This is a genomic window from Thiothrix sp. UBA5583, assembly GCA_002425225.1.
GTDB lineage: Bacteria > Pseudomonadota > Gammaproteobacteria > Thiotrichales > Thiotrichaceae > Thiothrix > Thiothrix moscowensis.
In genome coordinates this window covers 510-13375 of record DILV01000027.1, presented here as the reverse complement: position 1 = coordinate 13375, position 12866 = coordinate 510, and the positions used below count along the sequence as shown (strand labels likewise).

15 protein-coding genes are annotated in these 12866 nt (G+C 54.0%); 9 read left to right on the top strand and 6 right to left on the bottom strand.

Going from position 1 to position 12866, the window contains the following annotated elements; translation table 11 throughout:
* Positions 1-3: 3 nt before the first annotated feature.
* Genes B2U47_RS10820 through B2U47_RS10810 form a run of 3 tightly spaced genes read right to left on the bottom strand, consistent with a single transcriptional unit; the run spans position 4 to position 2230 of the window.
* Positions 4-213 carry an EscE/YscE/SsaE family type III secretion system needle protein co-chaperone gene (locus B2U47_RS10820; protein WP_296675469.1) on the bottom strand — a complete coding sequence of 70 codons (210 nt, stop codon included), beginning with the start codon at positions 211-213 and terminating at the stop codon, positions 4-6.
* A complete protein-coding gene (gene sctD, locus B2U47_RS10815) occupies positions 182-1561 on the bottom strand; it encodes a type III secretion system inner membrane ring subunit SctD (RefSeq protein ID WP_296675465.1) in 1380 nt (459 codons plus the stop codon). The genes B2U47_RS10820 and sctD overlap by 32 nt, the downstream gene beginning before the upstream one ends.
* A 3-nt stretch (positions 1562-1564) precedes the next feature.
* Positions 1565-2230, bottom strand: coding sequence for a DUF4124 domain-containing protein (locus B2U47_RS10810; RefSeq protein WP_296675459.1), 666 nt, complete (start codon positions 2228-2230; stop codon positions 1565-1567).
* Between the two features lie 260 nt (positions 2231-2490).
* Here B2U47_RS10810 and sctQ point away from each other — a divergent pair, with 260 nt between their 5' ends.
* The 9 genes from sctQ to sctO all read left to right on the top strand — a co-directional run bounded on the left by sctQ (position 2491) and on the right by sctO (position 10754).
* Positions 2491-3561, top strand: a complete 1071-nt coding sequence (sctQ, locus tag B2U47_RS10805; protein WP_296675455.1) for a type III secretion system cytoplasmic ring protein SctQ — start codon at positions 2491-2493, stop codon at positions 3559-3561.
* A 3-nt stretch (positions 3562-3564) separates the two neighbouring features.
* Positions 3565-4227: a type III secretion system export apparatus subunit SctR gene (gene sctR / locus B2U47_RS10800; protein WP_296675453.1), complete on the top strand. Its 663-nt coding sequence runs from the start codon at positions 3565-3567 to the stop codon at positions 4225-4227.
* Complete coding sequence (sctS, locus tag B2U47_RS10795) at positions 4224-4499, top strand: type III secretion system export apparatus subunit SctS (protein WP_296675448.1); 276 nt, start codon at positions 4224-4226, stop codon at positions 4497-4499. The genes sctR and sctS overlap by 4 nt, the downstream gene beginning before the upstream one ends.
* Positions 4500-5282 (top strand): type III secretion system export apparatus subunit SctT, encoded by a 783-nt coding sequence (gene sctT, locus B2U47_RS10790; protein WP_296675444.1) that lies wholly within the window; start codon positions 4500-4502, stop codon positions 5280-5282.
* On the top strand, positions 5279-6325 hold the full coding sequence (locus B2U47_RS10785; protein WP_296675441.1) for an EscU/YscU/HrcU family type III secretion system export apparatus switch protein: 1047 nt from the start codon (positions 5279-5281) through the stop codon (positions 6323-6325). Before sctT ends, B2U47_RS10785 begins: the two co-directional genes overlap by 4 nt.
* 73 nt (positions 6326-6398) lie before the next feature.
* On the top strand, positions 6399-6920 hold the full coding sequence (locus B2U47_RS10780; protein WP_296675438.1) for an NfeD family protein: 522 nt from the start codon (positions 6399-6401) through the stop codon (positions 6918-6920).
* 13 nt (positions 6921-6933) lie between these two features.
* A complete protein-coding gene (locus tag B2U47_RS10775) occupies positions 6934-8973 on the top strand; it encodes an FHIPEP family type III secretion protein (protein WP_296675436.1) in 2040 nt (679 codons plus the stop codon).
* Positions 8970-10325 carry a type III secretion system ATPase SctN gene (gene sctN, locus B2U47_RS10770; protein ID WP_296675431.1) on the top strand — a complete coding sequence of 452 codons (1356 nt, stop codon included), beginning with the start codon at positions 8970-8972 and terminating at the stop codon, positions 10323-10325. The genes B2U47_RS10775 and sctN overlap by 4 nt, the downstream gene beginning before the upstream one ends.
* A 6-nt stretch (positions 10326-10331) precedes the next feature.
* The gene (gene sctO / locus B2U47_RS10765) at positions 10332-10754 is read left to right on the top strand and encodes a type III secretion system stalk subunit SctO (RefSeq protein ID WP_296675428.1); all 423 of its coding nucleotides are present in this window, start codon (positions 10332-10334) and stop codon (positions 10752-10754) included.
* Here sctO and B2U47_RS10760 read toward each other — a convergent pair.
* The 3 genes from B2U47_RS10760 to B2U47_RS10750 all read right to left on the bottom strand — a co-directional run bounded on the left by B2U47_RS10760 (position 10711) and on the right by B2U47_RS10750 (position 12801).
* A complete protein-coding gene (locus B2U47_RS10760; RefSeq protein WP_296675427.1) occupies positions 10711-11328 on the bottom strand; it encodes a FliH/SctL family protein in 618 nt (205 codons plus the stop codon). The two genes, sctO and B2U47_RS10760, sit on opposite strands and share 44 nt — an antisense overlap.
* A complete protein-coding gene (locus tag B2U47_RS10755; RefSeq protein WP_296675424.1) occupies positions 11303-11974 on the bottom strand; it encodes a SctK family type III secretion system sorting platform protein in 672 nt (223 codons plus the stop codon). The genes B2U47_RS10760 and B2U47_RS10755 overlap by 26 nt, the downstream gene beginning before the upstream one ends.
* 485 nt (positions 11975-12459) lie before the next feature.
* Positions 12460-12801 (bottom strand): hypothetical protein, encoded by a 342-nt coding sequence (locus B2U47_RS10750; RefSeq protein WP_296675421.1) that lies wholly within the window; start codon positions 12799-12801, stop codon positions 12460-12462.
* Positions 12802-12866: the final 65 nt, after the last annotated feature.

The window sequence follows — 12866 nt, the reverse complement described above, 5'->3', positions numbered from 1 at the left end:
ACCTTAGTGGCTTTGGAACCACACCTGCTCAACCACTTCTGCACTGGCTTCCAATGCCTGCAACAAGCGGTTGAGTTTTTCGTATTCTACCGGGTCTACACCCTGGTTCAGCTCAAAGCGGACTGTTGATGCTTCTTGGCCGAGGCGTTCCAGCAACTCTGCCTTGTAAATACCGGATGCATCATTTTTCAAGTTTTGTTCGATCTGCAACATGGCTTTTGTTCTCCTCAATGCCGTAATACAGTGGAATTTCCACGCCGTTACTGGTCAGCAAAATGAAATCGGGCTTGATGGATTTTATGAAGTAGTTTTCGCCCAGATTGGCGCCTTCCTGATACTTCTTTCCCTCTTTGGATACAATGAAAGGAACTTTGCCAACACTGACGCTACGTATTGCCAGCTTGATGCTATCCCTGACATCTCGAACCTTGAGCAGAATATCCGGCACTGTCCCGTCATAACTTTTTATAAACTCTTCCCGCAAGGTTGTTAGTTGCTCAATTTCCTTTTGAGTCAATTCGCCCTTCACTATAACCGCGTTGTTCTCTGTAGAAAGTTTGACACGGTTGGACAGACCGTTTTTACCGATGAACTGCGCAAAGGTCGCCTGATAACGCTCCAGCGTCTGGATATTGTCATCCGCAATGTCCTTAACCCCAGTCACATCTTCCATAATGCTGGTTTTGATCCGTTCCCATGCCTGGTCACTGCTGACAAAGCCATCCGCCAGCAGATGACCGTGTTGCACGCCACGCAGACGGATGGCTGGCTCACCCAAGGTACGGCTGATCATTTCAGCGCTATCCAGCAACTCATCCTGTGCCCAAATGCTCATGTTGGCTTTGATGCCTGCTTTCTGCACCTCACGCATCAGCTCACTGCGCTGGGCAACCGTATCCACATAACCCTTGAGCGTCAGGGAACCATCCGGCAGTTGTTGCAGGGCAAAGTCTTCCTGCCCCAGTTTTTGCATCAGGGCTTCAGCCTGTTGTTCGCTGGAAGAACCCAGCCCCATTCCCTGCATAAACGGCTGGAGACGAGGGGCAAAAAACACCAGATTACCCAGAATCAGTAAACCCAGACCGATTCCTAGCCAAGGCGCCAGTTTACGGGTGGCGGGCTTGCGGACGAGCGGTGGCGCTACGGTTGGTTGTGACTCGCCAGATATTGATGCTTGCCCATCTGCATGGACAGGAGCAACCTTGCCAACCGCAGCAGTCGCCGATGCCGAACCACTACGCCGGTCATTGGCAGCGCGGCTATCCACCACCACAAATTCGGCATTCCCCACACGGACAGGCAGGGCAAGCGGCAAGCTGATTTCATCCACCCCGACCTCCTGCCCACCCACAAACACAGGCTGCACCAGTGGCTTGAGGGTGACAACGCTGGGCGTAACGGTGAGCTGCACGTGCTTGTCGGCAATGTCTTCGTCATACAAGATAATGTCGCTGCTCATGGAGCGCCCGATAACCAGCGAACCTGTCTTGAGCCGTACAGCCGCCCCGGCATTCGTGCCACGCAGGACACGTAAAATAAACACGGTCTGATGTACTGTCATGCTTTATTTTCCTGATTTTTTAACCACATCAACCACTTCAAACCCTGGCAGCTTTTTTTCAGCCTGAACGTCGATTTCCTCCGCCTTGGCACTGACAGGCTGCTCGGAACTGAAATTGGTGACACCGTTACGGTCTGTCCAGCGGTATACCCGTTGCCGCGCCAGACGCTGGGTATCCGTTACCTGCGCCAGTTCCAGCACCGAACTGATGAAGCGCTCAGGCCCAGTGAAGTAGACCAGATTGTCGATTTCGGAGACATTCCACTTGAAGCGTTCATCCAGCACTTCTAGCCGCTTCAGGGTGGCGGTAAATTCTTCCGGCGAGCGATTCTTGAGACTAACCGAAGCCGTCTGGGCTTCCTCTTCCTTGTAGACGTACAAGGACTCCTTGTCGTAATACCAGATCAGGCCATATGTCCGCACCAGTTCGTCAAACATGGCTTTGGGCGTGACTTCTTTCAGTTTCAGACTGACGATTTCCTTGACCGCAGGGCTGACCACTATGGGCGTATCCTGTGACGCAGCGAGGGTTTTCAGCACCTCACTCAATGGCTCCTGATCGGAAAAATGCGAATAAACACCGCCCTCCCACGGCAGTGATGCCGCAGACAAGGGCAGGGAAACAACGGCGCACATAACCGCACCCAGCAAGGCAGCTTTCCAGCTCATCGTGTCAAAATCCTCAGCGATACATGCTGTTAATGTAGCGACTCAGGCGAGCACTACCAGCGGCAACAAGACAAGCGTATGGAAAAGACCACCCAGCGGGAAAAATCAAAACAAGTCCATGAAAAACCGGAAATTCCCCCTGTAAAACACCTCACACGGGTTATCAGGCATTACCCCCCACTTGTCTAGACAAGCTCGAACCTGACAGCATTAACCCTTAACATTTACGCATGAAACCCCTATCACCGCATGGCGAGCCAATGTCAGTCATAATAAAAAACTCGCAGGCCGCACTAAAGCCGCTACCCATCCCCAAGCTGGATGTGCCGTCTGTGCGGCTTAATAACCTGTTAATGAACAAGACACAGGCTCACAGCTTTGCGTTGGCAAACGGCAAGCTGATCAGCCTCCGTCTGCTGCCTGGCTCCATCCAGACCCTGGCACAATGCCCTATCGGTCTGACCATCAGTCTGGGCAATACCACCGCTGGATTATGGCTGTCTGCCTGGCCACAACCAGAACGCATCCGCCAACTGCTGCCAGATGGCATGTTGGAAAAACTGCCTGAAAACCTTGCTCTTAGCGTGATCGAGAGCAGTCAGGCTCCCTTGCTGGAACAGGCAGAACGCGCCCTGCAACTACGCATCAGCCTGCAATCGCTGTTTGCCGAACCGAATACCCCGCTATACACCCTGCCATTCGGTTTCGAGATGCAGGAAACCGATCCTGCAACCCAAACAGTCCATGCCAGCATTAGCGGCCTGCTGGTGATTGACCCGCAACTGTACCCACATTTGCAGGAACGCCTGCGGGCATGGCCTTCAACAGAAAACGAGGACTGGGATGCCCACACCACCAGCGTCCATTTCGAGATCAGCCGCCAGTCTTTCAGCATGGCGGAAATCAACCAGTTGCAGTTGGCGGACATCCTGCTGTTGCCGGATGCCGCTTTCCACGAATACGGCATCATCCGCCTGCGCCTTGATTCCGGTGTTGGCTGTTCAGCCCGTTTCACCTCTACCGATAAAAATGCACTAACCATAACAAGCGAGTGGAATGCCATGTCAGACAACGAAACCAAAACCAATATCAACCATATTGCCCAGCTTCCCGTGCAACTGTCCTTCGACCTTGGGGAAAAGACCCTCTCATTCAACGAAGTACGGCAATTGCGCCCCGGTCATATTCTGGAACTGTCCGCGTCCCTGCCGGAACTGGTGCAAATCCGCTCTCACAACCGACTGGTCGGTAGCGGCGAGCTGGTAGACATCAACGGGCGAGTCGGGGTACGCATCCTCAAACTGTTTGGTAAACAAGGCAAAGGCGGCTAAACCGTGGAAACCACTTTTGCCAATCCCATCATACTGGCGATAGCTTTTGTCATTCTGGGGCTAGCGCCATTCATTGCCATCATGACCAGTTCCTTCATCAAACTGGTCATTGTCATGCATCTGGTGCGCAGTGCGCTCGGCCTGCAACAGGAGCCGCCTAACCTTGCCATCAGTGGCATCGCCATCATCCTGTCGATTTACATCATGGCGCCGGTGGCAATGGAAACACATGAAATTTTCAACGGCTACCAGATCAAGATCAGCGACATCCAGAATCCGCAACTGCCAGAAGCCCTCAAAGCCAGCAGCGACCCCTTACGCAAGTTCCTTACCCAGCATTCCAGTGAAAGTGAGCGCGAGTTTTTCAGTCGGACTGCCCACAAACTCTGGCCGGAAAAATACGCCAAAGACATGACCACCGACCATCTGTTGGTGCTGACCCCGGCATTCATGGTCAGCGAGCTGACGACCGCTTTCCAGGTGGGATTTTTGCTGTTCCTGCCGTTTATCGTGATTGACCTGATCGTGTCCAACATCCTGATTTCCATGGGGATGATCATGGTGTCGCCCATGACAATTTCCCTGCCCTTCAAGCTGCTGCTGTTTGTACTGGTCGATGGCTGGTCACGCCTGCTGCACGGGCTTATCCTGAGTTACCAGCCATGAACGACACCCAGCAAATCGTCCACCTGACTTCGCAAGCGATGGAGCTGGTGTTGTACCTGTCACTGCCTGCCATTGCTGCTGCCACTATCGTCGGCCTGATCATCGGCCTGTTGCAAGCACTGACTTCCATCCAGGAACAGACCTTGCCACATGGCTTCAAGCTGGTTGCCATCATTTTTGCCCTAGCTGCCACTGTGCGCTGGCTGGGGCCAGAGCTGATGACCTTTACCAACAACCTGTTTGAACAGATTCCGCTCATCCGGTATCGCTAGATGAACCCACTCGACATCCAGTACTGGCTGATTGCATGGGGATTAACCATCCCGCGTGTGATTGTGGCATTCGCCCTGTTGCCAGCACTCACGTCCTCCATTCTGCCTGCCCAGTTACGCAACGGGATTGTCATCATTCTTGCCCTGTTCCTGCTACCCCTGACTTATGAGCAGACCCGCCCCATCGAACTCGACCTCCTGACCATCCTGACGCTGGTGGTCAAGGAATGTGTACTGGGTTTCATGCTGGGCTACGCCATGAGCATCCCGTTTTGGGCAGTGAAGGCTGCCGGATTCCTGATGGACTCCCAACGGGGTGCCATGAGTGCGGTGTTTTTTTCCCAACCAACCGAGGACATGACCTCCCCGATCGGCAGTCTGCTGGCCAACCTGATGATTGCTTTGCTGTTTGCATCCGGTGCTTTCCTGCTGCTGCTGGAAAGCCTGTTCCTCAGCTACCAGACCTGGCCTATCCCGAATTTTTTTCCGGTCATCAATCAGGAAGTCGTCAGCTTTTTCCTGCAACAACTGGATGCATTGCTGTATATCGCCGTGCTGATTGCAGGCCCGCTGATCGGCATCACTCTGCTGATAGACATTGGTGCGGGGCTGATCGGGCGCTTCCTGCCGCAAATGAACATTTTCATGCAGGCCATGCCGGTCAAATCCGGTGTGACCTTCTTTGTGCTGGCTCTGTATGTCCTGTTCATTGCCCAATACATCCAGGGGCAGTTCCTGCAACTAGGCAATAGCCTGACCTTGCTGGATAAGCTGATGCGATGAGTGATTCCAGCGAAAAAACCGAGAATGCCACCCCGCAAAAGCTCCGCGAAGCCCGCAAGCGGGGGCAAGTACCGCGCGGCAATGACATCCCTGCCACCCTGACGCTGCTGTTTGCCACACTCTACCTGTGGCTAAGCTGGGACTCGATGGTGGAATCCTTCAAGGCCATGCTGTTGGTAACACCACAACTGCTGGGCAAGGACTTCCATCAGACACTGCCTGCCGCCATCGAAACCATCCTAGTGGACGCCCTGTTCACCTGGGCCATCCCGTTTTCCATGTTTCTGGTGATTGCCGGAATTCTGGGCAATATCCTTCAGTTTGGTTTCCTGTTTTCCCTCGACCCCATCATGCCCAAACCGGAAAAGATTAATCCGGCAGAAGGAGCCAAGCGGATTTTTTCCATGCGCCAAGTGGTGCAAACCCTGCTGTCACTCGCCAAAACCCTGATTGTTGGCCTGGTGTTGCTGATTGTGCTGCGTATGGGCATGAAAGAACTGCTGCACGCCATCGAACAATGCCATGTGGCTTGCCAGCAGGACATCACCGAATACATGCTCGGCAGGCTGATCCTGTACCTGTTGCCAGTGCTGATTGCACTGGCGGTACTTGACTACCTGTTCCAGCGTGCCCAGTTCATGAAACAGCAACGCATGACCAAGGAAGAGATCAAGCGGGAATTCAAGGAACAGTTCGGCGACCCGCATGTACGCGGCGCACGCCAAGGCATCCGCCGGGAAATGGCGGAACAGGACATCCAGAAACGTATCCGCACCTCACGCCTGCTGGTGCTGGACATGGGACTGGCAATCGCTATCCATTACGAGCAGGACAAAACACCGCTGCCCATCATCGTTGCCATCGGCAAAGGCAACATGGCACGCAAAATGGCTGAAATTGCCCAGAAAGAACATGTCCCCATCGTCAGCGACCCGACTCTGGCACAAAAACTGGCGGACGAAGGCAAGATTGACCAGTACATCCCTGAATCCACCATCCCGAAAATTGCTGACGCCTTGCGTAAAACTGCCAAATCGCCCTGACAAGACAAACGCAAGCAATTACGCGATAGGTGTCCTGTAGCCTGTTCCCCCTCGCACCTATAATGGCTGTATTATGGAACAACAAAATCAAGACAGCTCTCCACGTGCCCGCCTGCAAGGCATGTGGAAGGGTTTTAGACAATCCAATCCGCAGGCACAGTTGCATTACGCCATTTTTCAGGCAACCCAACGCATCAAGCAACGCAACCAGTCGGTTGCCCAATATAAAAAGCGTTTCATGGATGAGTGGGACAAATGGCTGGGAATGGGTGCAGGCTTCACCGGCCTGTTACTGTTGCTGAACCCTGACGGGTTGTGGCGATGGCAAATTCCGCTGGTGATTGTTGCCGTACTGCTGGCTCCGTACCTTGCCGACATTTACCGCGCCCTGAAGAAGCCGTTTACCGAATACCCTGGCAAACAGCTCATCGGGCAAATCATTACCCTGACCACCCCCATTACCGATGGCAAAGGTGAAATCCGTCTGGATAACCAGACATGGCAACTGTCAGGCATGGATTGCACGGCTGACAAACAGGTAAAAATCATTGCCCTGAGCGACCGGACACTCTACGTCACGCCAGTCAAACCCTAACGAGGAAGCCTGAATGCAAGCTACCGCTTTACAGGACTTTTCCAGCCGTCTGGCACAGCGCGGCGACATAGCCCTTGCCATCCTGCTGGTTGCCATCATTTTCATGATGGTACTGCCCATCCCCACCCTAGTATTGGACATACTGCTGGGATTGAACATTGGCATCTCCATCCTGCTGCTGATGATGGCCATCTACATTCCTTCACCACTGTCGTTTTCAGCATTTCCATCTGTCTTGTTGCTGACCACCCTGTTCCGCCTGTCATTGAGCATTGCTTCAACCCGCCTGATCCTGTTGCACGCTGATGCAGGCAAGATCATCCAGACCTTCGGCGAATTTGTGGTAGGTGGCAATCTGGTGGTCGGTCTAGTGGTATTCCTGATCATTACCATCGTCCAGTTCATCGTCATCACCAAGGGTTCGGAACGCATTTCGGAAGTGAGCGCCCGTTTCTCGCTGGATGCCATGCCCGGCAAACAGATGAGCATCGACAGCGACATGCGGGCGGGCGTCATTACGCTGGCAGAAGCCCGCCACCGGCGTGAACGCTTAGAAAAGGAAAGCCAGTTGTATGGCTCGATGGATGGCGCGATGAAATTCGTCAAGGGTGATGCCATTGCCGGTCTGATCATCATCATCGTCAACATCGTCGGTGGCCTGTCGATCGGGACGATGCAAAACGGCATGGACATGGGTTCTGCGGTGCAACTGTATTCCATCCTCACCATTGGTGACGGTCTGGTCACACAAATTCCTGCCCTGTTCATTTCCATCACTGCCGGTATTATCGTTACCCGCGTGACCATTGATGATGACAGCAACCTCGGTAGCGACATCGGTAAACAGATACTCGCGCAACCCAGTGCCCTGCTGGCAGCCGCCGCCATTGTGGCTGCCATGGGGGCAGTACCCGGTTTCCCCACCACCGTGTTCCTGTTTTTGGGCAGTCTGCTGGCTTTTACCGGCATAACCCTGCGCAAGGCACAGACACGTCAGGAGTTTGCTGCTGCCGAAGTAACCACCCTGATCGCCAACGAAAGCCACGCCCCTGCAACGGCTCAACTGGCACAGATGGAAAACAAGCGCTTACAGGAAGACATGCAGCCGCTATCCCCAGCGCTGGTTGAACTGCCTGAACAGGTTAAAACCCTGTTTTCACTGGAAGCACTCAATCAGGAATTCACCAGTACCCGCCGCAACCTGTATCTGAATCTTGGCGTTCCTCTGCCCGGTATCAGCCTGCGCCTGACCAGCCAGCTTGCACCTGATACTTACCGCATTTCCGTGCGCGGCATCCCGGTTGCCCAGGGCCAGCTCAAACCTGCCAGCCTGCCGGGCAATACCACAACTGGACAGTCAGATAACGGTAATCTGGTGTCCACCGGGCAAACCGCACCGGACAACATCCAGACCATTACCCGTCACTTGCTGTTTGTATTACACCGACATTCTGCTGAATTCATCGGCATACAGGAACTCCACGCTCTGTACAGCAAACTGGAACAAGCTGGTTATCTGGAATTGGTACGTGAAGCCCAGCGGGTTGTATCCACCAGCAAGTCCGTTGACATCATGCGCCGCCTGCTCAGCGAAGGCGTTTCCATCCGCGACCTGCGGCAGATTCTGGAAACACTGGCAGAATATGGCGAAACCGAAAAAGATCTGGGAATGCTGGCAGAACGGGTACGCATCAGCCTGAAACGCCAGCTTTCCTACACCTTTACCAACGGCACGGGCATCCTGCCTGTTTACATGCTGGCACCGGAAACAGAAAAACTGTTGCAAACCAGCCTGCGGCAAAGCCCCGGCGGTGTGTTTTTCGCCTTTACCCCAGAAACCACCCAAAACCTTTCCCGCCAGTTGCGGGAACTGGAAGCCGCGCAGCAAGACAAGCAACTGCCTGCCCGCCCCGTGATCCTGACCGGTCTGGACTTGCGCCGCCATTTGCGCCGTCATATTGCGGCTGAATTTGCTGACATCCCGGTCATGTCACCGCAGGAACTGACCGCAAACGTATCCCTGCAACCAGCCGGGGAGATTCGCCTGACATGAACATTCCCGGCCTGCCCCTTGAACAACTGCCTGCCCGCTTGCCATCCACACAGCGGTTACGCTTTGCTGTGGAAAACTGCCAACCGCTGGTCTTGCACGGGCGTATTGTGCAAGTCACTGGCACAGTGGTACGAGCGATTGTGCCGCGTGTCAAACTGGGCGAATTGTGTATGTTGCGCAACCCCGGCGAACTGCGCGAAATTCCGGCTGAAGTTATCGGCTTTGAGCAGAATATTGCCTTGCTGGCTCCCATTGGGGACATGCAGGGCGTTTCTGCCCATACTCAGGTATCCGCTACCGGCAAAGTGCTGGAAGTCCCGGTCGGCGAAGCCCTCAAAGGCCACGTACTGGATGGGATGGGCAACATCCAGGAAGATGCCGAGCGCGTGTTACCGTTACTGAAAGAACGTTACCCGATTTACGCCAACCCGCCAGACCCACTGGCACGCGGACGAGTGATGGAACCTTTGTCGCTAGGCATACGCTCACTGGATAGTCTGGTCACGTGCGGTGTTGGGCAACGGATCGGCATTTTCGCCGGTGCTGGCGTGGGCAAAAGCTCCCTGCTCAGTATGTTGGTCAAACATGCGGATGCGGATGTGTACGTCGCCGCCCTGATTGGCGAACGTGGACGCGAAGTGCTCGAGTTCATTGAAGAATCCCTCGGTGAAGAGGGTATGGAAAAAACCATTCTGGTGGTTGCCACCTCCGACCGCCCCGCCATCGAACGCCTTAAGGCTGCCTATGTTGCCACTGCGGTCGCTGAATACTTCCGCGATCAGGGCAAACAGGTACTGCTGCTGATGGATTCACTCACCCGTTTCGCCCGCGCCCAGCGTGAAATTGGTCTGGCAGCCGGGGAAGCCCCTGCCCGGCGCGGTTATCCACCCTCAGTCTTTTCCGAACTGCCCAAACTGGTGGAACGCGCAGGCAATTCCAGCCGAGGTTCGATCACGGCGTTCTATACCGTCCTGATCGAAGGCGACGACATGAATGACCCGATTGCCGATGAAGTACGTTCGCTACTGGATGGGCACATCGTACTCTCACGCGATCTGGCTTCCGCCAACCATTATCCGGCGATTGATGTACTGGCAAGCCTGAGCCGGATCATGCCGCGCCTGACTTCGCCACAACACCGCACCGCCGCTTCTCACCTGCGCAACCTGCTCACCAAATACAAGGAAGTTGAGTTTTTGCTGCGTGTCGGGGAATACCAGCACGGTTCCGACCCGCTGGCAGACGAAGCCATCCGCAAAATGGACGCGATCAAGGTTTTCCTCAAACAAGCCCCTGACGACTACATGACACTCGACCAGACAGTACAACTGTTAATGCAACTAAGCGGGTAACAACCGATGAGTCTGGAAAAACTGCAAGCACTCCGTCAGCGGCGCATGGAACAGCGCTTTGTCGAACTGCAAGCCACTCGCCATAACCTGACAAACTGGCAAACCGAACTGGACAAACAGGCAACCACCCTATACCAGTTCCAGCGCTGGCGTTTACAACAGCAGGAAAGCCTGTTTGCCGACCTGCAAAGCAAACCATTTGCTACCACCTCCTGGCATTCCTATCAGGAAACGCTCGAACAGTTGCGCTTGCAGGAAGAACACCTGCGTCAGGAACTGCAAAAGGCCCAGCAAGCGGTGACGGATGCCGAAAAACAGGTGGAGCAGGCACGACAGCAATCACGTGCCGCCAACCTCAAGCTGGAAAAAATGAAGGAAATCATTATCAAACAGGAGGCGCAACCAACCCCCGCAGAGTCTGCTCAATAACCTCCAGTTGCGCCCACAAACCGGCATTGACAATACCGATGTCGGATTCCAGGATACAGTCTGTCTCATTCAGGTCGCCATCACCAATCACTTCCAGATGGGCAAAACGTTGCCGGACAGCCTCCAGCCGCTGTTCCACCTCCACCTGCACGGTAGGGTGTACCCTGATATGTAACTTGCGGCTGCCCTTCACCATTTCCATCCCCGACTGCACCACTTGCTGCACCAACGTGGCATCGTCAAAGCTGTGAAAAACACGCCGCACAGCAGAAATGACCACTTCCACCAGTTCCTGCTCAACCCGTTGCAGGTAATCATCCATCGCTGCCGTAAACAGCAGCATCTGCTCTGCCGCTTTCTGATTGGCACGTTCCATGCCTTGCGCCATACCGCGTTGGATGGACTTGCCCATTGCCGCCGACATAACCTTTTCACTGTGTTGGTGGCGTTCCTGCAACTGCTGCAACAGCGTTTCGTATTGCACCAGTTGCTCGTAATCAGCCGCTTTCACCACGCGCTGGTCAGCACCCAGCGGTGAGCCGAGCGATTTAACTGAAAAGAATTTTCCCGTCATGTCCGACACTCATTTTGATTTCGATGGCAACTTTCTGCGCCAGCACAGCGCATTCCCCAGAAACGGCTTCCAGAACAACACCCTGTTTGGCATAACGCTTCCACTGGATATACCAGTCCCGATCCAGCTTGAACATCAAACGTTTCCAGAAGGCAGCAGGAAATCGACTGAATGCAGAGTGCAGGCATAACAAACCCGTCAGGATGATACGCTGGCGCAGGGGCAAGTTGCGTGGCAACACCGGCAGCTTGCCCAGTTTGTGGGTCAGAGCGGGGGCACGCTGGTGCATGAAGGCATACAAATCCTCACCCAGTTCATGCCGTAAACGTATGATGTCATCACGAGCAATCACCCGTTTTACCAGGGAGCAATACAGGGTTGCACCAATCTGTTCTGCCAGACGGGCAATGTCTTCCCCATTCCACAAGGCAATCTGGGCAAGGGGGCTGCGAAAATCAAAAAAAACATTTTCCGCGACCCCCAAACGGGTGAGCAGATGCTGTGCCAACCTGCCAGCGCCGCGTTGCGTCCCGCCAATAGCGGCAAGCACTGCACCCTCTTCCATCGCCGACAGCCAACTTGAGTGCAGGTACGTGTCAGGTCTGAAATTGAAACGCCAAACGGCCTGGGTCAGTTCATCATCCATATTAATACTGTGAGGAAGCTGCATAGCGTCAGTCGCCTGTTATTAGTCATGCCAGCCATTATCCGCAGTGCTGGCAAAATCCCCTATTGGCTTTCAGACAAGTGGAAGGGGAATACCTTACGAACCGTTTGTAAGGTGTTACAGCTCACTCATCCCTGACAGGGAAACAAGCCAGAAAAGCCTGCCCCATACTCCAATGCAACTTAAATGAGCTGCAAACCCCCAAAAATATCACTGCTCATACAACGATTTTGTCTTGCTGGAGGCTCTCATGACTTCTGTTCCTGAAAGGATTCTGGAACGCACGCCTGAGCACCGTTAATGGTCATGTGCACCGCCAGTAGATGAAAAAACCGGCTGAAATGACTTCGGCCGTATCTTCAAATGAAACGAAGGAGCATCAAATAATGTCCTTATACGGAATCAACAACAACACCTCGACGGTGCACGGGACAGGATCGTCCTGTAACACTTGTCAGGGAAGTTCAAGCAGTCACAATTCGTCCTCTGGTTCTGCCTTGAATGGTAACAACCAGCAGCTTCAGCAAGTTATCGGAAGTGTTCTGAACATTCTGGTCTCCCTGCTTAACAGCATGGGAAATCAAAATAGCCAAGGTGGCCAAAACAGCCAGAATAATCCATCCACTGGTGGCAATGGCAGTTCCAATGGTTCTGGCAACACCACCAACAATGCCCTGAATCAACTGAACCAGCTTATCCAGCAATTGCTGAACGGCAATAGCAGCAGCGGCAGCAATAGCAGCAGCGGTTCCAACAATAACGATTGCGCCCCTAACGATGGCCCACGTGGTCATGGTCATGGTCATGGCCCAAGAGGTCCTAGAGGCCCAAGAGGTGCAACTGGTGCTACTGGCGCAACTGGCGCAACTGG

Coding starts and splice junctions, on each gene's coding strand:
- B2U47_RS10820 (WP_296675469.1), bottom strand. CDS start 213: ATGTTGCAGATCGAACAAAACTTGAAAAATGATGCATCCGGTATTTAC.
- B2U47_RS10775 (WP_296675436.1), top strand. CDS start 6,934: ATGCAAGCTACCGCTTTACAGGACTTTTCCAGCCGTCTGGCACAGCGC.
- sctN (WP_296675431.1), top strand. CDS start 8,970: ATGAACATTCCCGGCCTGCCCCTTGAACAACTGCCTGCCCGCTTGCCA.
- sctQ (WP_296675455.1), top strand. CDS start 2,491: ATGTCAGTCATAATAAAAAACTCGCAGGCCGCACTAAAGCCGCTACCC.
- B2U47_RS10780 (WP_296675438.1), top strand. CDS start 6,399: ATGGAACAACAAAATCAAGACAGCTCTCCACGTGCCCGCCTGCAAGGC.
- B2U47_RS10810 (WP_296675459.1), bottom strand. CDS start 2,230: ATGAGCTGGAAAGCTGCCTTGCTGGGTGCGGTTATGTGCGCCGTTGTT.
- sctS (WP_296675448.1), top strand. CDS start 4,224: ATGAACGACACCCAGCAAATCGTCCACCTGACTTCGCAAGCGATGGAG.
- sctT (WP_296675444.1), top strand. CDS start 4,500: ATGAACCCACTCGACATCCAGTACTGGCTGATTGCATGGGGATTAACC.
- sctO (WP_296675428.1), top strand. CDS start 10,332: ATGAGTCTGGAAAAACTGCAAGCACTCCGTCAGCGGCGCATGGAACAG.
- B2U47_RS10760 (WP_296675427.1), bottom strand. CDS start 11,328: ATGACGGGAAAATTCTTTTCAGTTAAATCGCTCGGCTCACCGCTGGGT.
- B2U47_RS10750 (WP_296675421.1), bottom strand. CDS start 12,801: ATGACCATGACCATGACCACGTGGGCCATCGTTAGGGGCGCAATCGTT.
- sctD (WP_296675465.1), bottom strand. CDS start 1,561: ATGACAGTACATCAGACCGTGTTTATTTTACGTGTCCTGCGTGGCACG.
- B2U47_RS10755 (WP_296675424.1), bottom strand. CDS start 11,974: ATGGATGATGAACTGACCCAGGCCGTTTGGCGTTTCAATTTCAGACCT.
- B2U47_RS10785 (WP_296675441.1), top strand. CDS start 5,279: ATGAGTGATTCCAGCGAAAAAACCGAGAATGCCACCCCGCAAAAGCTC.